Raw genomic sequence first — 21,380 nt, 5'->3', positions numbered from 1 at the left:
AACATTCGAGGGATGAGCAGTGGAGCCACGACGGATGCCGACGCCGACCTCGGCCTACGCGGTCCGTTGGCGTATGCGATCCACGCGTCGTTCTTCGTGCTGCTGTCCACGTCCGGCGTTCGGTACGTCGCAGTCCACGGCACCAGCGGTCGGTTCGGGGTGGTGCTCGTCCTGGCCGTGGTCCTCGCCCTGCTCTACGCCGTCATGGCTACGGTGTCCTCGCGAGAGGTGGTTCGCCAACGGCTCTGGATGTGGCCGGTACTGAGCACGTGGGCAGCGTTGGTCTGGCTTGCACCGAGTTTCGCGTGGTGCGCCTTCCCGGTTCTCTTCCTCTGCATTCGTCTGTATCCGAGCAAGATCGCCTACCCCCTCGTCGGGATCCTGGGGGTCCTCGCCGGTATCGCGTTCTACCGGGTCACCGGTCGCGCAGAATTGGTGACCCTACTTGGACCTCTGTGCACCGCTGCACTGGTCGCGGCCGCGTACGGTCAGATGGAACGTGATGCCCGAGAACGCCTTCGGCTTCTGCGCCAGGTGGCGGAAGCGCAGTCGGCACTGGCAGATACCGAACGGGCTGCCGGCGTTGCCGCTGAACGAGAGCGCCTCGCTCGCGAGATCCACGACACCGTTACTCAGGGACTGGCAAGCGCCCTACTTCGGCTCGAGGCAGCCGAACAAACGTGGAATACAACGGGTTCGCCGTCTCGAACCGATGTCGATGCCGCGACAGAGAACATCCGCACGAGCCTGATGCAGAGCCGCGACCTCGTCCATGACCTCGCACCGGCCAAAGGTGGCCCCGCTGATTTCGACGCCCTGGTCGTTGCCGCCGCCCGTCAGTTCACCCCTGATGTTCGGGTTCGCACTGTGGGCGAACCGGTCGCCGTGTCGCCGGACGTGGCTCACGCCATCGTGCGAGTGGTCTCGAGCGCGTCGTCCAACATCGCCCGCCACGCTCGCGCCGAAACAGCGGGCGTGACGATCACGTATCTCGACGACTCCGTCTCCGTAGACATCTTCGACGACGGCGTCGGCTTCGATCCGGGAAAACTCACCGACCATTCTCGGTACGGTGGATACGGCCTACGTGCGATGCGGAGCCGCGTGGCTCAGCTCGGCGGATCGTTCACCGTGGAAAGCGCACCAGGAGACGGCACCGTCGTCGCGGCCCAGTTCCCGCTCGAACGGAGGATCCGATGACCACCTCTATTCGTGTGTTCCTCGTCGACGACCATCTGGTCGTGCGCGCCGGGCTGAGAGCGCTGCTGGACACTCAGCCGGACGTCGAGGTGGTCGGCGAAGCATCGTCCGGCGAGGAAGCGGCCACGGCGATACCTTCCGCCTCGCCTGATCTGGTGATGATGGATCTGGACATGGGCACCGGCATGCACGGTGCAGAAGCGATCAAACGGCTTCGCAACGACGGGGTCGATGTTCCCGTACTCGTTTTCACGACCTATGACACCGACGCCGACGTCGTACGGGCCGTCGACGCCGGTGCCATCGGCTATCTACTCAAGGACTCGACTCCCGACGAGATCTTCGGAGCGGTGCGCGGCGCGGTTGCCGGGCGAAGCGTTCTCTCCCCTACCGTGGCCTCTCGTCTTGTCCAGCAGATGCAGCGCCCGCAGGAAGCGCTCACCGCGCGTGAGTCCGAACTGCTCAGCCTGCTCGCCGAGGGGATGACCAACCGCGAGCTGGGCAAGGCGCTTTTCATCAGCGAGGCGACTGTGAAAACCCACCTCGGGCACATCTACGCCAAGCTCGGCGTCGATACCCGCTCTGCCGCAGTGTCCGTCGCATTGCGCCGCGACGGAATACGCTGACCTCGGTAAGGGCCGAACAGCTCAGTCACCCATCGCCTCACGTACTCCGTCGATCAGTTCGAGGAATTCGGCCTTCGGAGCGAAGTCCACGTACTCCGCGTCCTCGATCGCGCCGGGAACGTGACCGGGTGCCCAGTAGAAGACCTCTCCCGCATTGTAGATCTGCCGACCCGATTCGGAATCTGTGTAGATCCTGCCTTTCAAGACGTATCCGTAGTGCGGACATTGACAGCGCCCACCTTCCAAATGCGCGAACGGTTCGGCAAAGTTGGCTCCGGCAGGCATTTTGACGAAGTTGACGATCATGTCGCCTTCTTCTCGCATTCGCAGTTCGAATTCGCCGTCCTGCAACACGACGGGAAGCTCGTGAGCCGAGATGGTGTGCATCGGAGTTCCTTTCGACTTCAGAACGGGAAGGTCTGGGCGGCGGGCCGGCTGGTTCGCCACTGCCAGGTGGTGAATTCGTCCCAGCTGCTTTGAGTTCCGAATCTCGCGCCGTTTCCGGAGGCACCCGCACCGCCGAATGGTGCATAGGCATCGTTGTTCAACGTCTGATCGTTGATGTGCACTGTGCCGGTCCGCAGACGGTCCGCGATCCGCTCGCCGCGTTCCACCGATCCTGTTTGAATGGCCGCTACCAGACCGTATTCGCTGTCATTGGCAAGTCTGACGGCCTCGTCTTCGTCCTTGACGACCACGACGGGCGCCACGGGTCCGAAAATCTCTTCGCGGAACGCAGGCATGTCCGAGGTGACACCGGCCAGGACGGTCGGCTGATAGAACAGCCCTTCGTAGGTTCCACCGGCGCGGATTTCGGCGCCGGCCGCCTTGGTGCCCTGGACGATTCGATCGACGTTGGCAATCTGCCTCGCGTTGATGAGCGGACCGAGAGCGACGTTGCCTGTATTGGGATCCCCGACGGGTAGGACCGAGGCACGCTTGGCCAGCAGGTCCAGGTACTGATCGGCGACCGACTCCAGCACGATGTGTCGGCCCGCGGTCATGCAGACCTGGCCCTGATGCAGGAACGATCCCCACGCACCCGCCGAACTCGCGGCATCGAGGTCTGCGTCGTCGAGGACGATCAGAGCATTGTTCCCGCCCAACTCGAGCGAGACACGCTTGAGCGTGCGTCCGGCTGTTGCTCCGACCTGACGGCCGACGGCGGTCGAACCCGTGAAGGACACCATCGCGATGCTGGGGCTCTCGCACAATGCCTGACCAGGCTCCGCGTCACCGGCGAGCACATGCAGGAGACCTTCCGGAAGACCTGCTGCCGTGAACAATTCCGCGATGACCGCGCCACCGCTGATCGCAGTTTGAACGTCCGGCTTGAGAACGACGCCATTTCCGAGCGCCAAGGCGGGTGCGACAGCGCGCATGGCGAGGAGCAGCGGGAAGTTCCACGGGCTGATCACGCCGACTACGCCCAGGGGCACCCGGCGACCGATGCTCGTACGCCCCTCCTGGCTGGCAGGCAGGAGGTGTCCGAACGGCTGTGTCGGCAGTGCCGACGCCTCCCACAGTTCGGAGATGACAAGATCAACTTCGAACGCGGCTTTCCCTGGTACGGAGCCACCTTCACGAATCAACCAGCGCTCCACCTCGGCTCGCTCGGCTTCCAAAATCTGCGCCGCCTTACGGATCACCGAAGCTCGGGCCTGCCCGATCGTGGCCGCCCACGACGGCTGCGCGGCCGACGCGATGTGTGCCGCTCGATCGATATCCGCAACAGTCGCCGTCCCGATCACACCGAGCACCTCGCCGGTAGCCGGTTCGACGGACTCGACGGTGTCACCGCCCCCGTCGATCCATTGGCCGTCGAAAATCTTTCCGTGCCATTGCTGATGAGCGAGCAGATTCGTCATGAGTTCCTCGATTCGTAGCTTCCGCTGCGGCCCTCGCTGTTCGCGGGCCCGAGCTCTTCGCGAGCTTGAAAAGCGATCTGGAACACACTCTGCCCCGGTATTCGGGCTCCGAGTTGTCGTGATCGGACACGTTTGTTGTTCGGATGCGACAGATCAGTGACGTACTTCCGACGGCGCCGTACCGAATTCCGCTTTGAACGCACGCGAAAATGCCGGTGCGTCATGGAAACACCATCGCGCGGCCAGGACGGAGATCGAGTGATCGCGCAATGAGACGTCGGTTAGATCGCGGCGTACACGGATCAACCGTTCTCGACGGATCAGCGCGTTGAGGGTCAGACCCCCGTCGCCGAAATGACGCTGAATTGTTCTCGGTGACATGTGCAGCGCACCGGCGATCGACGCGACCGAGAGGTCCGGTACATCGAGATTCCGAAGCACATATCGCAAGATCGCCTCACGCGAGGAACTTCCGGGTGTCGCGGGCGCAAAGTCTTGCACCAGGACTGCCGCAGCGAGATTGACTCCGGCATCTCCGAGAAGTCCTGCGGCGCTGCCGTCTACCTGCGATGCAACAGCGCCCGAGATGAAGTTCTGCAGCAATGCACCGGATCCGCGCCGGCCGTCGTGGATGCGCGCGAGCGCGCAATTCAGCTCTCGTTCGGTCAGGCACATTGCGCCGCGCGGTACCGTCATGACGGTGCACGACCAGTGACCGTCGAAACGCAACGCGTACGGACGCTCTACGTCGTAGAGAATCATCCCGCCGGGCGGGGCCGTCAACTCGCGGTCGGATTGGCGCAGGGTCGCTCGCCCGGTTCGGACCGTGCAGATCTTGAGCAGATCGCTACCGTCTCGCTTTGCTGCGCGCGTGCTCCGCCGCAGTATCTGAGGTGAACCGGAGATGTCGAAAGCGCCTACGTCCCCGAGACTTACGCCGCTGACCGTGCCCACAGGTGCGGTATCGACGGAGCTCTCGGGGGACAGGCCACCGAAGGTATCCGATATCTCGCAGTGCCACTGCTGCACAGATTCCAGCAGGCCCGGAGGTGTGGCAGACACGGCAGACATGGCGGGCTACTTGATCGAAGATCCGTGCTGCGTCAATGGCATGACCTCGATGCTCATGTACGGGAACAAGGGGAGATTCCAGAGAATCTCGTGCAGTTCGTCAGCCGACTCGACGTCGAAAATGCTGATGTTGCTGAACTGCCCCACAATTCGCCACAAATGAACCCACTTGCCCTGGCGCTGAAGGTCTTGTGAGTACGCCTTCTCCGTCGCGACGGTATCGGCGCGAACTTCCGGATCCAGGTCGCGCGGAATATCGACGTCCATCCGAACGTGAAAGAGTGCCATGTTCCTTTTTCCTCTAGTTCCTGGTCCAGGTCTTGACGGCGTCCATGTTCAGTTCGACTCCCAAGCCAGGCCCGGCGGGGAGGTGCAACTGACCCTCGGAATACTTCAGGGGTTCCTGGAGCAATTCCTCACTGAAGAGCAGAGGGCCGAAAAGTTCTGTTCCGAAGTTGATTCCCGGCTCGGCGCACGCGAAGTGCAACGAAGCTGCTGTGCCGATCGGACCTTCGATGGACGTCGCACCGTGGCACGCGATACCCGCGGCCTTGGCAATCGCGACGATGTCGCGGCTGCGCTGCAGGCCACCGCACTTGGTGGTCTTGAGGGCGATGACATCCGCGGCGCTCCGGCGAGCGATTTCCAGAGCGTCGTGTGGGGTCTGCACACTCTCGTCGGCCATGATCGGAATTGGTAGAAGCCTGCTGAGTTCGGCGAGGACCTCGATTTGGTCTGCCGGAGTGGGCTGTTCGATCAGTTCGACTCCGCCCTCGGCGAGTTGAGGCAGGTACCGCAGTGCGGTGAAGCGATCCCACCGCGCGTTGACGTCGACGCGGACACCGGCATGACCGTCGAGCGCCTGAGCGATCTCGACGATGCGCGCAACATCGACGGCAGGATCGAGTGCGCCCATCTTCAGTTTGAAGCTGAAATTGAGTCGGGCTTCGAGCTTTTCGTGAGCTTCCTCGATGATCTCCGCCGCCGGCGCCGCGCCCAGTGCCCACGTGACGTCGACGCTCTCACGGAAGGCCCCGCCGAGCAGCGTGTGCACGGGGACTCCCAGGCTACGAGCCCAGGCGTCGTGCAGCGCCACGTCGACGGCGGCCTTCGCGAATCGTGCATTGGCGACAACTTTTTCGATGTCGGCCATGACCGCGGTGATCTGATCCACGCGCCTGCCGACCACCACCGGCGCGATGTACTTCTCGATGATGACCTGCATCGTCTCCACCGATTCGCCGCCCCACCACGGCCCGCCCGGAACGACACCTTCGCCGTATCCGATCACTCCGTCGGAGGTGCGAATCGCGACCAGCAACAACGGCTGCGCCGTCATCGACGTGGTGGCGAACTTGTGGGGGCGAACCAGAGGAACGTCGAGGATGGTCGTCTCGATGGAGACGATCGACAGGTCTGTCATCAAATCACTTTCTATTGAGCAGTTGTGGATCAGGCCGGATCGAGCACGAAGTCGTATGTGACCCGGTTGGTTCCGTCAGCACCCGGCTTCGGATCGAGAATCAGTTCGGGCTTCGTCGCCGTTGCCACGTCGTTCTCGATCCACTCTCCATCCTTGAAATAGAGCTGGGTGGTGATCGTGCGCTTACCGGGAGCCTTCACCATGAGGTGCAGGTGAGCCGGACGCCACGGGTGCCAGCCGGCCTTCTCGATGAACCAGCCAGTGGGGCCGTCGGTCGGGATCTGATACGGCGCAGGCTGAATCGTGGTGATCTCGAAGCGCCCCTCGTCGTCGGCGACGATCGTTCCGCGGAGGTTGCCGTCGGGGATGTGCGGCGCGAAATGAGAGTAGTAGCCTTCGTCGTCCGCGTGCCAGAGTTCGACGGTTGCACCGCTCAACCCCTTGCCGTCGAGATCGCGAACCTGGCCCTCGAAGACCAGCTTCGATCCAACCTCGTTGTCACGCATCGGAAGTTCACACTTGGCAGGCAACGTCTTGGCGTCGGCGACGTAGTACGGGCCTTCGATGCTTCCCTTGGTGCCGTGCTGGCCGCGGTACGCAACCTCTTCGACGTTGTGCTCGAGGAAGACGTCCAGCCACAGGGGCCACTCGCCGAACTGGCCGATGTCGATGAGCCACTGCTTGAGGACGCGGTACTCGGGGTAGGTGATGCCGTGCTTGTCGATGACGCCGGCGAGTGCCTCGAGAACGTCCTTGGCGATGGCCGAGACGCGCTCGGGCGGGGTGTCCGCGCTGACTCGTTCCTGGAGGAACTTGTCGGTGGCGGCAGTGCCCGAACCTACTGCGGTGGGGCTCTCGGAAGTGGTCATGTGGTCCTCCTCGGGGCCGTATGTGGCTGTTACCGGGTGGGTGCCGTACTGCTGGGCTGAGTCGGCTCCCCAAGTTTGGGTTGTACGCTGTGCGTACATCTGTTACGCTCTGCGTACGCTTGTACTGTGCGCCCAGTCACAAGGTTTGTCAACCTTCGAAGGCGTCGATCGGGCATACCCGCAGATGAAAGGCCATTCCGTGAGCGAGAACGATCGCGATTACATCCAGAGCATCGAGCGTGGATTTGCTGTGCTGACGGCCTTCGACGAGAAGAACCCCAACCCGTCGCTCGCCGATCTTGCCGCCGAAACAGGTCTCTCCCGCCCAGCGGTCCGGCGCATCCTCCTCACGCTGCAGAAGCTCGGATACGTCACCGGTAACAACAGTCGGTGGTCGCTCACCCCGCGCGTTCTGAGCATCGGGCAGCACTTCTCGGCATCACATGCTTTGACGGAGGCGGCGCTCCCTCGCCTGCTGGAGATCGCAGAACACACCCACGAGTCGGCGTCGCTCGGGGTGCTCGACGGCGTCGACGTGGTCTACGCCGCCCGTGTACCCGTCCGGCGGATCATGAGCATCAACGTCAGCGTCGGCACCAGAGTGCCTGCATATGCCACCTCCATGGGTCGGGCCCTGCTAGCTTGGGCGCCAACCGAAATCGTCGACAACGTCATCGCGAACTCCACGTTCGACGCCCTCACGCCCACCACGATCACCGACGAAGGCGCATTCCATACCGCCCTTCGGGTGGTGCGCGAGCAGGGATACGCGCTCACGTCCGAGGAACTGGAAGACGGCCTGATTTCCCTCGCCGCCCCCGTCCGCGACGCCGGCGGAAGCGTCGTCGGAGTCACAGCGTGCTCGACCTCGGCCGGACGAACAACCCCGGAAGCCTTCCGCGCCGACGTCGCGCCTTTCCTCGTCGAGAAGGCAAACCAACTCAGCGCGGACATGGGTTACCGAAGCTAGCGCCTCAACACCTCGGAAGGCAGCAATCCGTACTTACGCCGAAAGGACGACGCGAACCGTCCGGTGTGCGTAAAACCCCATCTCACAGCGACATCGGTGACCGTCGTCGAGTCGTCGGCATCCACCAGATCTGCATGGACCCGCTCGAGACGGATGTCGAGCAGGCACTCCGACGGACTCCGGCCCACGTACTGCCGAAACCCCTCCTGCAATCTCCGTACGCTGACGCCCGCCACCTCGGCCATCTCCGCTGCGGTCCACACGCGGGCCGGGTCGTCGTGCATCTCGTCCAGCACCCGCTTGACGATGCGTGGCCTGGCGTGTCGCACCGCGTCCTCGCTTTCAGGCATTGCAGCAAGGACGAATGCCGTGACCACGGCGCCGGAGAGCTGACCTGCCACCAGTTCGTTGTGCAGCACGCCGACCGGGCCGAGTATCTGATCCGACAGTGAGCGAACAAATTTCAGCCATCTGGCCCCGTCGTCTCCCCGAAGATCCACCTGATCAGGCAAGTGCATTCCGGGCCTGCCGAGAACCTTTTCCATCTCGCGGTCGAGGTACTGACGGTCCATCCGGACTCCGACGATCTCGCAGTCCGCACTCCACCGCGTGATTCTTGTGGTGATGTCGGGTGGACATACCGTCGCAACACCCTGCGTCGAGAGCACGTGCGAGCCCGCGAACACCGACTCGAGCTCGCCCGAGAGCGGGATGTTCACCCCATAGGCGCCGGGATGATCGGATTCGACGGCGACGTCTGCTCCCCACCGAATATGAGCGATTCTCAGCGGTCCCAACTCGGTGGTGCACACCCCGACTCCACTGGCCGCATGCCGCGACAACGGCGTCAGCGTGTGCGGAAAATAGGCGTCGGAAACCGCATGACACGCCTCGTCCCAGTCGCGGGGAGCTGTACCGATCATGGAGTCGACCATCGTCCTTCTTCACCTTCCAAACCCGTGACCAGCCACATTGCCGAGCAAGGGCGCTCAACATCATTGAACACTGTGTCCCCGGTCACTTCCAAGGGGAAACGGGTACGGGCCGCGATCGGGTGCGCAATCCGGATAGCCACCGCGCTGTACGGATCGACCGAAGGCTGCGCCCGCCGTACGTTCGTCTTCACTCCCGGCGCTAGTCGCCCACTCCTTCCCTCCCGCACTTCGCGGCACTTTCACTCAACCGCCATCCGACAAGGAGGTCCGGTCATGGAACAAAATCAGCTTCGAGGAATCTTCGGTCAATTCGCGAGCGGCGTCACCGTCATCACCTGTACCAATGCCGACGGTCAACCGCACGGAGCCACCGTCACCGCATTCACGGCCATTTCCCTGGAACCACGGCTGTGCCAGATCACGATGACTCGCAAGTCCAAGGCCTGCGGCTACCTCGGCAACGCGCCGTTTGCGGTCAACATCCTTGCCTCCGACCAAGTAGACACGGCCATGCATTTTGCCGGCCGACCGCAGCGCACCGAACCGAGGTGGATCGACGGACCGACCGCTCCCTTGCTCGACGGCGCCGCAGCAACCATCTCGTGTATCCCGTGGAAGGAGTACGACGGCGGTGACCACATCATCTTCATCGGCGAGATCGTCGACGCACAGTCGAGCGGCAAGGATCCGCTTCTGTTCTACCGAAGCACTTTTCACGATCTAGGCGCCACCTCGTCGACCACAGTCTGGAGCGGAAGTCAGGACGACCCCCACAGCGGCTGGTTCGACGCCACCACTTCGTTCACCCCGATTCATCTTCAGCCCGCACCCCAAACGATCTGAAAGGTTTTGCCATGACGACCACCGAAATTCCTCCCACCGGCGTCGATCCCGCAGATTCCGGAGCGCCACAGGTCAATCCGGCCGCCGACTGCGAAGCCAACCGCACGAAGAACTTCGCCACGCGGCCCATGACCGGTGACGAGTACATCTCGAGCCTGCAGGACGGTCGCGAGATCTGGCTTCACGGTGATCGTGTCAAGGACGTCACGACGCACCCCGCGTTCCGGAATCCGATCCGCATGACCGCAAGGCTGTACGACGCTCTGCACACGGGCGAGCACGTGGACGCCTTGACTGTTCCGACGGACACGGGCAACGGCGGTGTCACCATGCCGTTCTTCCGCACTCCGACGTCCTCGGCTGATCTGCTCAAGGAACGCGACGCCATCGCGACGTGGGCACGTATGACCTACGGCTGGATGGGCCGCTCCCCCGACTACAAGGCAAGTTTCCTGGGAACCCTCCACGCCAACAAGGAGTTGTACGCACCGTTCCAGGACAACGCCGAGCGCTGGTACCGCGAATCGCAGGAGAAGGTTCTGTACTGGAACCACGCGATCATCAATCCCCCGGTGGATCGCCAACTTCCACCGGACGAAGTCGGCGACGTCTTCATGAAGGTGGAGAAGGAAACCGACGCCGGTTTGATCGTCAGCGGAGCCAAGGTGGTCGCCACCGGATCGGCGATCACGAACTACAACTTCATCGCTCACTACGGTCTGCCGATCAAGAAGAAGCAGTTCGCCCTGATCTGCACGGTACCGATGGACGCACCGGGTGTGAAGCTGATCTGCCGCACCTCGTACACCGAACATGCTGCGGTGATGGGCAGTCCGTTCGATTATCCGCTGTCGAGTCGCATGGACGAGAACGACACCATCTTCGTCTTCGACAAGGTGTTGGTTCCGTGGGAGAACGTCTTCATGTACGGCGACGTCGACCGGATCAACGCATTCTTCCCTCAATCGGGATTCCTGCCGCGCTTCACCTTTCAGGGCTGCACTCGCCTGGCCGTCAAACTCGACTTCATCGCCGGACTGTTGATGAAGGCACTCGAAGCCACCGGCGCCGGCGGCTTCCGCGGAGTCCAGACCCGTGTCGGTGAGGTGATCGGGTGGCGAAACCTCTTCTGGTCGTTAACCGAATCGATGGCACGCGATCCCGAACAGTGGGTCGGCGATTCGGTGATCCCGAAGCTCGAGTACGGCCTCACCTATCGAATGTTCATGATCCAGGGGTACCCGCGGATCAAGGAGATCATCGAACAGGACGTCGCGTCAGGCCTGATCTACCTGCCTTCGAGTTCACTCGACTTCAAGAGCCCGGACGTGCGTCCCTACCTCGACAAGTACGTTCGCGGTTCCGACGGCATCACCGCCGTGGACCGCGTGAAAGTCATGAAGGCGCTCTGGGATTCGATCGGCACCGAGTTCGGCGGTCGACACGAACTCTACGAGCGCAACTACTCCGGCAATCACGAGAACGTCAAAGCCGAACTGCTGTTCGCAGCCCAGAATCGTGGACACGCAAGTTCCATGAAGGGACTGGCCGAGCAGTGCCTGAGTGAATACGACCTCGACGGCTGGACGGTCCCTGACCTCATCGGCAACGACGACGTCTCCTTCTTCAAGAACCGGTAGCCCACTCGGCGGTAGGGCGGACTCGCGATGTCGAGTCCGCCCTCGTCGTCGTCTTCAGCAGGCACGGCCCATCAGCAGAATTCGACGAACACTGCACCCTTGGTCAGGACTAGGCAATTGCCTAGTGTGACCCGAGACACACGATGTCAAGGTGAATTCAGTACCGGACGCAGCCCCGTCCGGAAAGCGGGTCCCGCCGACTTTGTCCGACTGCCCTCGGATTTCTCGGTCGGCGCCCACTCTTATCTGGAGGACACCCATGACGGATATGTTGGACGCTGCCCGCGGCACCGACCAGTTCGCGAACATCCGCGCTGCCCTCGACGACGCGCTCGTCGAGGACCCGGAGACCGGCCGCTACCAGGTGCGGCGCAGCGTCTTCACGGACGAGCAACTGTTCGAACTCGAGATGACGCACATCTTCGAGGGCAATTGGATCTACCTCGCGCACGAGAGCCAGATCCCGAATGTCGGCGACTACTTCACCACCTACATGGGCCGTCAGCCCATCGTGATCACCCGCAACAAGGACGGCGAATTGGGTGCGCTGATCAACGCATGCAGCCACCGCGGTGCGATGCTCTGTCGCCGTAAGACCGACAACCGAACCACCTTCACCTGCCCGTTCCACGGCTGGACCTTCAACAACAGCGGAAAGCTCCTCAAGGCCAAGGACGCTCGCACCGGCGGCTATCCGGAACAGTTCAACAAAGACGGCTCACACGACCTGACCAAGGTGGCGCGGTTCGAGAACTATCGCGGCTTCCTCTTCGGCAGCCTCAACCCCGACGTACTTCCACTCGAAGAGCACCTCGGTGACACCACGAAGGTCATCGACATGATCGTCGATCAATCACCCGACGGACTCGAAGTCCTGCGCGGCGCTTCCACTTACACCTACGACGGCAACTGGAAGCTGCAGACCGAGAACGGTGCTGACGGCTATCACGTGTCCTCGACGCACTGGAACTACGCTGCTACCACCGCTCGCCGCACCGCCGGTGAATCGTCCAACGAGACCAAAGCAATGGATGCCGGCACCTGGGGCAAGCAAGGCGGTGGATACTTCTCCTACGACTACGGCCACCTCCTGCTCTGGATGTGGTGGGGAAATCCCGAGGACCGTCCACTGTTCGAACGCAAAGCGGAGCTGGAAGCTCAATTCGGTTCCAAGAAAGCCGAATTCATGGTCGGTGCGTCGAGGAATCTCTGCCTGTACCCGAACGTCTACCTCATGGATCAGTTCAGCAGCCAGATCCGGCACTTCCGTCCGATCTCCGTGGACCAGACCGAAGTCACCATCTACTGCATCGCTCCCAAGGGAGAGAGCACCGAAGCACGCAGTAACCGCATCCGTCAGTACGAGGACTTCTTCAACGCCAGCGGTATGGCCACCCCGGACGATCTCGAAGAGTTCCGTTCCTGCCAGAAGACTTACCAGGCAGCCGGCGCCCCGTGGAACGACCTCAGCCGTGGTGTCACACACCAGATTCCCGGTCCGAACGACGTCGCGAAGGATCTCGGCATGAATCGCGTGCTCTCGAGCGGAGCCAAGACCGAGGACGAAGGCTTGTATCCCATTCAGCACGGATACTGGCGCGACGCCATGCTTGCGGCCGTAGATGCCGAGCACGCCGCTTCTGCCCGGACCATCTGAGGACCATCATCATGACTGTCACCACCACCAATGCCGTAGCCCTCGAAACAGTGCAGCAGTTTCTCTACCGTGAGGCTCGCCATCTGGACGATCGCGAGTTCGAGAAGTGGATCGAGTGCTACCACCCCGATTCCGAGTACTGGATGCCGGCGTGGGCCGACGACGGCGAGCTGACCACGGACCCGCACGCGGAGATCTCGCTCATCTACTACCCGAATCGAGGCGGTATCGAGGACCGCGTGTTCCGAATCAGGACTGACCGTTCCAGCGCGACAAGCCTTCCCGAGCCCCGCACCGGCCACAACATCACCAACGTGGAAGTGATCGACGAACGCGGCTTCGTCGTCGACGTCCGCTTCAATTGGTTCACGCTGTACTTCCGCTACAACACCGTCGACACCTACTTCGGCACCTCGCACTACACGATCGACTTCTCGGGCGAGCAGCCGTTGATCATGAAGAAGAAGGTAGTCCTCAAGAACGACTACATCCATCACGTGGTCGACATCTACCACTTCTGACACGACTTCCCTTCGAATCGAGCTGTTTCCCATGAGTATTCAAGCTGCGCCGACCTTTCAAGTAGCCCTGAGTTTCGAAGACGGCATCACCCGCTTCGTCGAATGCAACACCGACGAGACCGTCGCGGACGCGTCGTACCGCGCACGAATCAACATTCCGCTGGACTGCCGCGACGGAGCCTGCGGCACCTGCAAGTCACTCTGTGAGTCAGGCACTTTCGACGCCGGCGACTACATCGAGGAGGCCCTGACGGACGACGAGGCCGAGCAGGGATACTGCCTTCCGTGCCAGATGGTGCCGGAATCAGATCTCGTGCTGCAGATTCCCACCACGTCGGCGGTCGCCAAGACCACTGCCGGTTCGTACACGTCCACGATCACCGAGATCATTCGCCATTCGGATTCGACTGTGGGTTTCACCGTCGAAGTCGACAACCGGCCAGATCTGGTCTTTCTCCCCGGTCAGTACGTGAACATCCTCGTTCCCGGAACCGAAGCGACGCGGTCGTACTCGTTCAGCACCGGCCCCGAGGTCGAGTCGGCGTCGTTCCTGGTCAAGATCACCCCGGGTGGTCTGATGTCCGAGTATCTCAGTCAGCGTGCGCAGATAGGTGACACTCTCGAACTGACCGGCCCGATGGGTAGCTTCTTCCTCCGGTCAGGTCAACGGAGAGCCCTACTGCTTGCCGGTGGAACCGGCTTGGCCCCGCTGCTCTCCATACTGGAGAAGATGCGTACCGAAAGCTCCACTCGGCCTGTTCATCTGGTCTACGGCGTCAGCTCCGACACCGATCTCGTCGGGATCGACACACTGCACGGCTACGCGGAGTCTTTACCCCAGTTCACCTTCGACTACTGCGTATCCGATCCCGACAGCACAGCCCCGAACAAGGGCTATGTCACGGGCTTGATCGAGTCCGATCACCTCGACGACGGCAACGTAGACGTCTACCTGTGCGGCCCGCCGCCGATGGTTGAAGCCGTACGTCTGCACTTCAAGGACGTCTCGATCACACCCGCGAACTTCTACTTCGAGAAGTTCAACAACGCGGCAGCACCGGCTGATTCACCGGCAGCCTCGGCCAACGAATCTGCGGCCGACACGTACGAGATCGGTGAAGAACATCTGCCGGTCGCGGAGTCGGACGCACAGTTCGACGCGCGGATGGCACTCGAACTCGGAGCAATGGAACTCACGATCGGCCGCCTCACTCCGGCGCAGTTGACGGAGTACCGCATTCTGGCGGAGAACTCGGCCACTTCCATCGACCGCGATCACTTCACGGACGCAGCGGCATTCACCGAAACCAATGCCCTGTTCCACGACTTCCTCTTCCGCTGCACCGGAAACGATGTGCTGCTGCAGGCATACCACCGTCTCGAGGTCACACAACTGATGAACCGCGTGCTCCGCACCGCCGATTGGGTGGACGAGCATGTCGCGGAGGATCACTCACGTATAGTGCATGCATTCGAGCAGAATGATCGCGCCTCGGCCCGTGATCTGATCGTCCAGCACAGCGAACACGCCAAGTCGACGATGCACCGGGCCATCACTGACGCTCGGGAAAGTGTGGCGTCGTGAGCGCGAGATTCTTCGCCGGCCGGTTCGACGACCGGGTCGTGGTCGTCACCGGAGCGGCTCAGGGGATCGGGCGCAGCGTTGCCGAAAGAGTCTCCGCAGAAGGCGGTTCCGTCGCGCTTGTGGATCGAGCCGAACTGGTTCACGACATCGCGACACCGTTGGAACGTTCCCATTCGGTGACCGCGGACCTCGAGACGTTCGAAGGTGCCCAGCATGCAATAGATTCCGCATTGGAGCGCTTCGGACGCATCGACGTCCTGGTCAACAACGTCGGCGGCACCATCTGGGCCAAACCCTACGAGCACTACACACCGCAGCAGATACAAGCCGAGGTCACACGATCGCTGTTCCCCACGCTCTGGACGTGCCGTGCGGTACTGCCCCATCTGATCGAGCAGGCGAGCGGCACCATCGTCAACGTCTCCTCGGTCGCCACCCGCGGCGTCAACCGTGTTCCCTACGCGGCGGCCAAGGGCGGAGTCAGCGCGATCACCGCTGCACTGGCGATGGAAGTCGCGCAGTACGGAATACGTGTCGTGGCAACCGCTCCCGGCGGAACCGAGGCGCCACCACGCGTCGTAGCACGCGGACCGGGCGCCGAGACCGACGAGGAGAAGGCCTGGTACCAGCAGATCGTCGACCAGACCGTCGACTCGTCGCTGCTCAAGCGTTACGGCACCCTGGACGAACAAGCTGCCGCTATCACTTTCCTTGCCTCCGATGAGGCTTCGTATGTCACCGGAACGGTTCTGCCCGTCGCCGGTGGCGACCTCGGCTGAATCCAGCCTCCCCCGATTCCTGATCTCTCGAACGGAGATTCGCCATGTCCTCGATCGAACGTGGTTCCTGGGCCAGTGCCCGCCATCGCTCGTCAGTGTTGTGGGTGGTCACCATCGCCGCCATTGCCATTCTGTTCGACGGATACGACCTGGTCGTCTACGGCACGATCCTGCCGGTGCTCATGGACGACCCCAGCCACATCGGCACCTTGACCGCATCTCAGGCCGGTGCGTTGGGTTCGTATGCACTCGTCGGAGTGATGGTCGGCGCACTGACATGTGGAGCGATCGGCGATCACTTCGGTCGCCGAAAGATGATGCTGATCAACATCATCTGGTTCTCGGTCGGAATGGCACTCGCAGCGTTCGCCACCAGCATCACCACCTTCGGTCTGCTGCGGTTCTTCACCGGCATCGGCGTCGGTGGGCTCGTCGCCACCGCCGGAGCCATGATTGCCGAGTTCGCGCCGCCGGGACGCCGCAATCTGTTCAACGCCATCGTCTACAGCGGTGTCCCTGCCGGTGGCGTCATGGCTTCCGTCCTGGCGATCGTTCTCCGCGATTCCATCGGATGGCGCGGACTGTTTCTCATCGGCGCGCTGCCGTTGGTGTTCCTGTTCCCACTCGCCTGGTTCAAACTGCCGGAGTCTCCCGCGTGGCTCATTGCTCGCGGACGTGTCGAGGAAGCTCGCGCCATTTCCTCGAAAACTGGAATTCCGTTGCCTGTCGGTGCAGATCGACCCAACGACGCCGTAGCCGAGAAGGTCGGCTTCCAAGCGTTGGCGAGCAGACAATACGTCTGGGGCACCGCGCTTCTCGGCCTCATGAGCTTCGCCGGCCTCCTCCTGACCTACGGACTCAACACCTGGCTGCCCAAGATCATGGAAAATGCGGGATACAACGCGAAGGGTTCGCTCTCGTTCCTGTTGGTACTCAACGGCGGTGCCATCATCGGTGGACTTCTCGCCTCCAAGATCGCGGACGTCACCGGTCCGCAACGGGTTGTCGCCACCACCTTCGGCCTAGCTGCACTCGCCCTGCTGCTGTTCACATTCGGGTTCCCCCTTCCCGTACTCCTCGCCTCCGTTGCCATCGCGGGTGTCGGCACCATCGGTACTCAGGTCCTGATCTACGGATTCGTGTCCAACTACTATTCGACGGCCGCTCGGGCCGCAGGTGTCGCGTGGTGCGCCGGATTCGGACGTCTGGGCGGGATATTCGGGCCACTGATCGGAGGCAGTCTGATCAGCGCCGGAATCAGTTCCGAATCGGCGTTCTACGTCTTCGCCGGCATCGCGGTGCTGGGCGCGATCGTCACCTTCTTCGTGCCGAAGCAAGCACCCGACCTGGGCGCCACTGAACTTCGATCCGATGAAGACCGTGCCGAAAAGGAAACCCGTGGTGAGCCCGGCGTTACGGTAGTCGGGTGACACTTCGCGACCTGCTGCTCGGCCGAGAACGCGAGCTTGCCGTTCTCGGCCGAGCCTTGGCCGCGGCGGAGTCAGGAGTGCCGACTCTCGTGCTGGTCGAGGGCGATGCCGGCAGCGGTAAGTCCACTCTCGTCGACCGGTTCGCCGAAATCTCCTCCGCTCATACGCTCCGTCGTGCCCGTGGGTTGGAATGGGAATCGAACACTGCCTTCGGAGTGATCGGACAACTACTCGAACGTCCGGTATCCATCTTGGACCCGGTAGCCGTTGCACACGAGATCGTCGACGCAGCGGAGCAACTGACCCTGATCGTCGTCGACGATGCCCATCACAGCGATGTCAGCTCGCTTCAGGCAATCACCTCCGCCCTCCATCGAGGCCGAACGGCACCACTGCTGTTCGTCCTCGTCGCCGAGGAAACGCCGTTCCTGCGCGAGGATGTCAGGCAGATTCTCGACCTGCACTGGTCGACACGTTTGCACATCAGCCCGCTCGACGCACCCGTCATCATCGACATCGCGCGGATGCGAAGCGGAATCGACCTCAGTTCCGGCGTCGCGCTTGCCCTTCAGGACTTCACAGCAGGCAACACACTCGACATCGTCTCGCTCCTCGACGAGCTGCCACCGGCCTATTGGTCCCAGTGGCACCGAACCTTACCCGTCCCTCGCCATCGTGCGGTGGCGATCGCCGCCGCCCTCGCGGCGTGTTCGGCGGGAGCACGAACGTTGATCGAAGCCGCAGCAGTTCTCGGACGCAGCACGACGTTGTCCCACCTTGCTCAGTTGGCCGACGTCGACGACGTGGTCGGCGCCTTGGACAGCGCCTTCGCCAGCGGCCTCCTCTCCGTCCACGAGCAGCGCGGCAGCACCGAGGTGTCACTGAGCGGCCCGATGGTGACAGCCGCCGTGCACGCGGCGTTGGGACCCGCACACTTGCATCTCCTGCACACTCGAGCAGCCGAGATCGCTTGGGGAGAAGGTGAACGGCTTTTCCACCTTGCCGCTGCCAGCACCACCCACGACGAGGACCTTGCCGCCGAACTCGTTGCGTACGCATCACTACGAGCATCCGACGGCGCGTGGTCGGAAGTCGCCGACGCCATGGTCACGGCAAGCCGTCTCACCACGGCCCGAACCGAACACGAGGACCGACTACTCCGCGGAGTCGACGCGCTGACCGGATCGGGTGACATCCCCCGCGCCATGGTCTTCGTGCCGGAGATCGAGAGTATTTCGCGCGGGCCTCTCCGCGACGCCGTCCTCGGCTACCTCGCCATTCATCGAGGGCGATCGACCGAGGCTGCTGATCTGCTGACCAGAGCGTGGGACAGCTGCAGTGCAAATCGTGAGCCAGGCACCGCTGCGATGATCGCCCAACGAATGGTCCTGCATTCTCTGGCTCGGCTCGATGGCACAGCCCTCGTCGAGTGGGTGGACCGCGCAGTCGAATTGGTAGGTCCTTCTGATCCCGCAGCAGTGGAGTCAGAAGCGATCAAGGGTCTCGGGCTCGGCGCTACCGGAAGAACCGAGAACGCGCTCGCGGCATACGACGAACTGTCCGATCGCGTCCGCCCCGGAGCTCAAGCACAGCGCTTCCAGATGGGACGCGGTTGGCTCGAGCTTGCGTTGGACCACCCGGAGTCCGCCAGACGCGACCTCGAAAGCGCAGTATCCACAGAGTTTTCCAGTGGTTCGGCAAGAATCTCGCTGTGGGCACAGGCCTGGCTCGCCCGCACTCAATTCGCCCTCGGTGCCTGGGACGAAGCGCTCTCAACCGTCGAGGGCGCCGGGGCCGAGGTAGATCGGTTCGAGATCGAGATCATCCGGCCGTTGGTTCACTGGTCGGGAGCACAGATTCACGCTCTGCGCGGCAACTGGGAACTGGCTCGTGACCACGTACGACGCGCATACGCCGGCGTTCACGCCTACGAAATCATGTACGTTCCTGCACTTCTCGCCAGAGCGCAGGTTGCCGAGGCCGCCGCCGACTACGCCGAAGTCCTGGTCGCGCTGGCTCCGCTCACCTCGAGCAAGGCGCAACAATGGCTCGACGAGCCAGGCTTCTGGCCGTGGGTCGATCTCTACGCCAATGCATTGGTCATGGTCGGGCGAGTCGATGATGCCGACGCCTTTCTGCAACCACACGAGCAGACCGCACGACGTCGTGAGCACCGCTCGGCTGCGGCACGTCTCGGCTACGTTCGCGGCCGGATCCACGGCGCACGGGGCGAACTCGACTCGGCAAGAGAAAGTTTCGATGCTGCACTACTCGGAATCGAGACGCTGCCGCTCCCTTACGACCGAGCCCGAATCAATTTTGCCTACGGCCAAACTCTCCGCCGGGCGGGAAAACGCGCAGAGGCCGACGTCGTCCTCCGGGCCGCCCGCGAGCTGTACCACTCGTTGGGCGCCGCTACTTACGTCGAGCGCTGCGAGCGCGAACTCCGCGCGGGCGGGTTGAACCTCTCGCGGACGGAGAAGGGAATCACCGACCTGACCCCACAAGAGCGAGCAGTCGCCGACCTTGTCGCAGCGGGCAAGTCCAACAAGGAAGCTGCCGGCGAATTGTTCCTCTCCGTCAAGACCATTCAATATCACCTCACGCGCGCGTACGCGAAACTCGGACTGCGATCACGGAGCGAACTCGCGGCTTTGTTCCGCGACCGGGGGCTTTCGGATCCGCATCAAGAGAACTGAGAACATGTCGGACACTGCGACGACCACGCCCGGTCGCGTCGTCACCGAGCCACTACCCCTCCCGCTCTACGGCCCGAAGCGGGTCTTACGCGACTTCGGCGGAACGTCCGTCGCCAACGGAATCATCGGCATCGTCTTCTCTGCCACCGGGCCGGTAGCAGTCATTCTCGCCGCGGGGTTGGCGGGTGGACTGAGTCAAGCTCAATTGGCCTCTTGGCTTTTCGGTGCCTTCTTCGTCAACGGCATTCTGACCATCACGGCTTCCTGGCTGTACCGGCAGCCGCTGGCCTTCTTCTGGACGATTCCCGGAACGGTAGTCGTCGGAGCGTCGTTGAAGTATCTGCCGTGGGAGCAAGTGCTCGGAGCGTTCTTCGCGACCGGCGCCCTGATCTTGTTGTTGGGATTGACCGGGTGGGTCACACCGATCATGGCCGCCTTACCCATGCCCATCGTAATGGCAATGGTGGCAGGAGTTTTCCTTCATTTCGGAACCGATTTGGCCGAAGCGCCCGCCCACGACGCGGTGATCGCACTGCCGATGATCGCCACCTTTGTCGCTCTGAGCGTGTTCGCCAAGTTGGGAAGATTCGTTCCGCCCGTTCTCGGCGCGTTGATCGTCGGTGTAGTCGTGATACTCGCGACCGGAAGATTCAACTCCGCCGGCGACGCTCATGAGTGGCTGGCGCATCCGATGCTGACCACACCAACCTGGTCATGGCAGGCGATGATCGAACTGGTTGTACCGCTGACGATCACAGTCGTCGTCGTGCAGAACGGCCAAGGAATCGCAGTCCTCCGAGCAGCGGGTCATCAACCGCCGATCGGGACAGCAACGGTTGCCTGCGGCGTGTTCTCTCTCGTGAACGCGGCGGTGGGTTGTGTGTCGACGTGCCTGACCGGGCCGACGAACGCATTGCTCACGGCGTCGGGAGAGCGGACACGCCAGTACACCGCCGGAATCTTCTGCGGCTTACTCGCCGTCGTCTTCGGACTGTTCGCCCCGACGTTCGTCGCGATGATGTTGGGAACTCCGATTGCGTTCATCGTCACTCTTGGTGGTCTGGCCATGCTCAAGGCCTTACAGGGAGCCTTCGTCACCGCATTCGGCGGGAAATTCACTTTCGGCGCTTTGATCGCGTTTCTCGTGACGATCTCCGACATCGAACTACTCAATATCGGCGCCGCTTTCTGGGGACTCGTGTTCGGGGTCATCGTCTCGCGCTTGCTCGAGCGTGGTGATTACACCTGACATGCGAACATTCGC

General features: G+C 62.4%; 19 protein-coding genes. 12 read left to right on the top strand and 7 right to left on the bottom strand.

What is annotated here, in order from left to right; genetic code table 11:
* Positions 1 to 12 precede the first annotated feature (12 nt).
* Together ACWF6P_RS05785 and ACWF6P_RS05780 are read left to right on the top strand one after the other, a co-directional pair.
* Positions 13 to 1,200 carry a sensor histidine kinase gene (locus tag ACWF6P_RS05785; protein WP_452620332.1) on the top strand — a complete coding sequence of 396 codons (1,188 nt, stop codon included), beginning with the start codon at positions 13 to 15 and terminating at the stop codon, positions 1,198 to 1,200.
* Positions 1,197 to 1,826, top strand: coding sequence for a response regulator (locus ACWF6P_RS05780; protein WP_452620331.1), 630 nt, complete (start codon positions 1,197 to 1,199; stop codon positions 1,824 to 1,826). The genes ACWF6P_RS05785 and ACWF6P_RS05780 overlap by 4 nt, the downstream gene beginning before the upstream one ends.
* Positions 1,827 to 1,847: 21 nt before the next feature.
* Here ACWF6P_RS05780 and ACWF6P_RS05775 read toward each other — a convergent pair whose 3' ends face one another.
* The 6 genes from ACWF6P_RS05775 to catA all read right to left on the bottom strand — a co-directional run bounded on the left by ACWF6P_RS05775 (position 1,848) and on the right by catA (position 7,057).
* Positions 1,848 to 2,213: a hypothetical protein gene (locus ACWF6P_RS05775; protein WP_452620330.1), complete on the bottom strand. Its 366-nt coding sequence runs from the start codon at positions 2,211 to 2,213 to the stop codon at positions 1,848 to 1,850.
* Positions 2,214 to 2,230: 17 nt separating this feature from the next.
* Positions 2,231 to 3,694, bottom strand: a complete 1,464-nt coding sequence (locus tag ACWF6P_RS05770; protein ID WP_452620329.1) for a benzaldehyde dehydrogenase — start codon at positions 3,692 to 3,694, stop codon at positions 2,231 to 2,233.
* Positions 3,695 to 3,847: 153 nt separating this feature from the next.
* On the bottom strand, positions 3,848 to 4,765 hold the full coding sequence (locus ACWF6P_RS05765) for a helix-turn-helix domain-containing protein (protein ID WP_452620328.1): 918 nt from the start codon (positions 4,763 to 4,765) through the stop codon (positions 3,848 to 3,850).
* A 6-nt stretch (positions 4,766 to 4,771) separates the two neighbouring features.
* Positions 4,772 to 5,053: a muconolactone Delta-isomerase gene (gene catC / locus ACWF6P_RS05760; protein ID WP_138870757.1), complete on the bottom strand. Its 282-nt coding sequence runs from the start codon at positions 5,051 to 5,053 to the stop codon at positions 4,772 to 4,774.
* 13 nt (positions 5,054 to 5,066) lie between these two features.
* Positions 5,067 to 6,188, bottom strand: a complete 1,122-nt coding sequence (locus ACWF6P_RS05755; RefSeq protein ID WP_452620327.1) for a muconate/chloromuconate family cycloisomerase — start codon at positions 6,186 to 6,188, stop codon at positions 5,067 to 5,069.
* Between the two features lie 29 nt (positions 6,189 to 6,217).
* On the bottom strand, positions 6,218 to 7,057 hold the full coding sequence (gene catA / locus ACWF6P_RS05750) for a catechol 1,2-dioxygenase (protein WP_378628397.1): 840 nt from the start codon (positions 7,055 to 7,057) through the stop codon (positions 6,218 to 6,220).
* Between the two features lie 199 nt (positions 7,058 to 7,256).
* On the opposite strand from catA, the gene ACWF6P_RS05745 reads away from it, so the two are divergent.
* Positions 7,257 to 8,027 (top strand): IclR family transcriptional regulator, encoded by a 771-nt coding sequence (locus tag ACWF6P_RS05745; RefSeq protein WP_378447374.1) that lies wholly within the window; start codon positions 7,257 to 7,259, stop codon positions 8,025 to 8,027.
* Here the strand turns inward: ACWF6P_RS05745 and ACWF6P_RS05740 are convergent.
* Entirely contained in the window at positions 8,024 to 8,962 is a 939-nt protein-coding gene (locus tag ACWF6P_RS05740; RefSeq protein ID WP_007729772.1) for an AraC family transcriptional regulator, read from the bottom strand. The two genes, ACWF6P_RS05745 and ACWF6P_RS05740, sit on opposite strands and share 4 nt — an antisense overlap.
* Before the next feature lie 273 nt (positions 8,963 to 9,235).
* On the opposite strand from ACWF6P_RS05740, the gene ACWF6P_RS05735 reads away from it, so the two are divergent.
* From ACWF6P_RS05735 to ACWF6P_RS05695, 9 genes are all read left to right on the top strand, one after another.
* Positions 9,236 to 9,805: a flavin reductase family protein gene (locus ACWF6P_RS05735; RefSeq protein ID WP_452620326.1), complete on the top strand. Its 570-nt coding sequence runs from the start codon at positions 9,236 to 9,238 to the stop codon at positions 9,803 to 9,805.
* 11 nt (positions 9,806 to 9,816) lie between these two features.
* Positions 9,817 to 11,445 carry a 4-hydroxyphenylacetate 3-hydroxylase family protein gene (locus tag ACWF6P_RS05730; protein ID WP_003939685.1) on the top strand — a complete coding sequence of 543 codons (1,629 nt, stop codon included), beginning with the start codon at positions 9,817 to 9,819 and terminating at the stop codon, positions 11,443 to 11,445.
* Positions 11,446 to 11,704: 259 nt separating this feature from the next.
* A complete protein-coding gene (gene benA, locus ACWF6P_RS05725) occupies positions 11,705 to 13,102 on the top strand; it encodes a benzoate 1,2-dioxygenase large subunit (protein WP_452620325.1) in 1,398 nt (465 codons plus the stop codon).
* 11 nt (positions 13,103 to 13,113) lie between these two features.
* Positions 13,114 to 13,623 carry a benzoate 1,2-dioxygenase small subunit gene (gene benB / locus ACWF6P_RS05720; protein ID WP_378542102.1) on the top strand — a complete coding sequence of 170 codons (510 nt, stop codon included), beginning with the start codon at positions 13,114 to 13,116 and terminating at the stop codon, positions 13,621 to 13,623.
* Positions 13,624 to 13,654: 31 nt separating this feature from the next.
* Positions 13,655 to 15,208 carry a benzoate 1,2-dioxygenase electron transfer component BenC gene (gene benC, locus ACWF6P_RS05715; RefSeq protein ID WP_452620324.1) on the top strand — a complete coding sequence of 518 codons (1,554 nt, stop codon included), beginning with the start codon at positions 13,655 to 13,657 and terminating at the stop codon, positions 15,206 to 15,208.
* Positions 15,205 to 15,987, top strand: a complete 783-nt coding sequence (locus ACWF6P_RS05710; protein ID WP_452620323.1) for a 1,6-dihydroxycyclohexa-2,4-diene-1-carboxylate dehydrogenase — start codon at positions 15,205 to 15,207, stop codon at positions 15,985 to 15,987. The genes benC and ACWF6P_RS05710 overlap by 4 nt, the downstream gene beginning before the upstream one ends.
* A gap of 44 nt (positions 15,988 to 16,031) precedes the next feature.
* A complete protein-coding gene (locus ACWF6P_RS05705) occupies positions 16,032 to 17,417 on the top strand; it encodes an MFS transporter (RefSeq protein WP_452620322.1) in 1,386 nt (461 codons plus the stop codon).
* The gene (locus ACWF6P_RS05700) at positions 17,414 to 20,116 is read left to right on the top strand and encodes a LuxR C-terminal-related transcriptional regulator (protein WP_452620321.1); all 2,703 of its coding nucleotides are present in this window, start codon (positions 17,414 to 17,416) and stop codon (positions 20,114 to 20,116) included. Before ACWF6P_RS05705 ends, ACWF6P_RS05700 begins: the two co-directional genes overlap by 4 nt.
* Before the next feature lie 4 nt (positions 20,117 to 20,120).
* Positions 20,121 to 21,365, top strand: a complete 1,245-nt coding sequence (locus ACWF6P_RS05695) for a benzoate/H(+) symporter BenE family transporter (protein ID WP_452620320.1) — start codon at positions 20,121 to 20,123, stop codon at positions 21,363 to 21,365.
* Positions 21,366 to 21,380 lie beyond the last annotated feature (15 nt).

The sequence above is a fragment of the Rhodococcus sp. NPDC055024 genome, assembly GCF_053608585.1.
The sequence above is the reverse complement of the archived record's forward strand: the minus strand, read 5'-3'. Positions and strand labels throughout refer to the sequence as shown.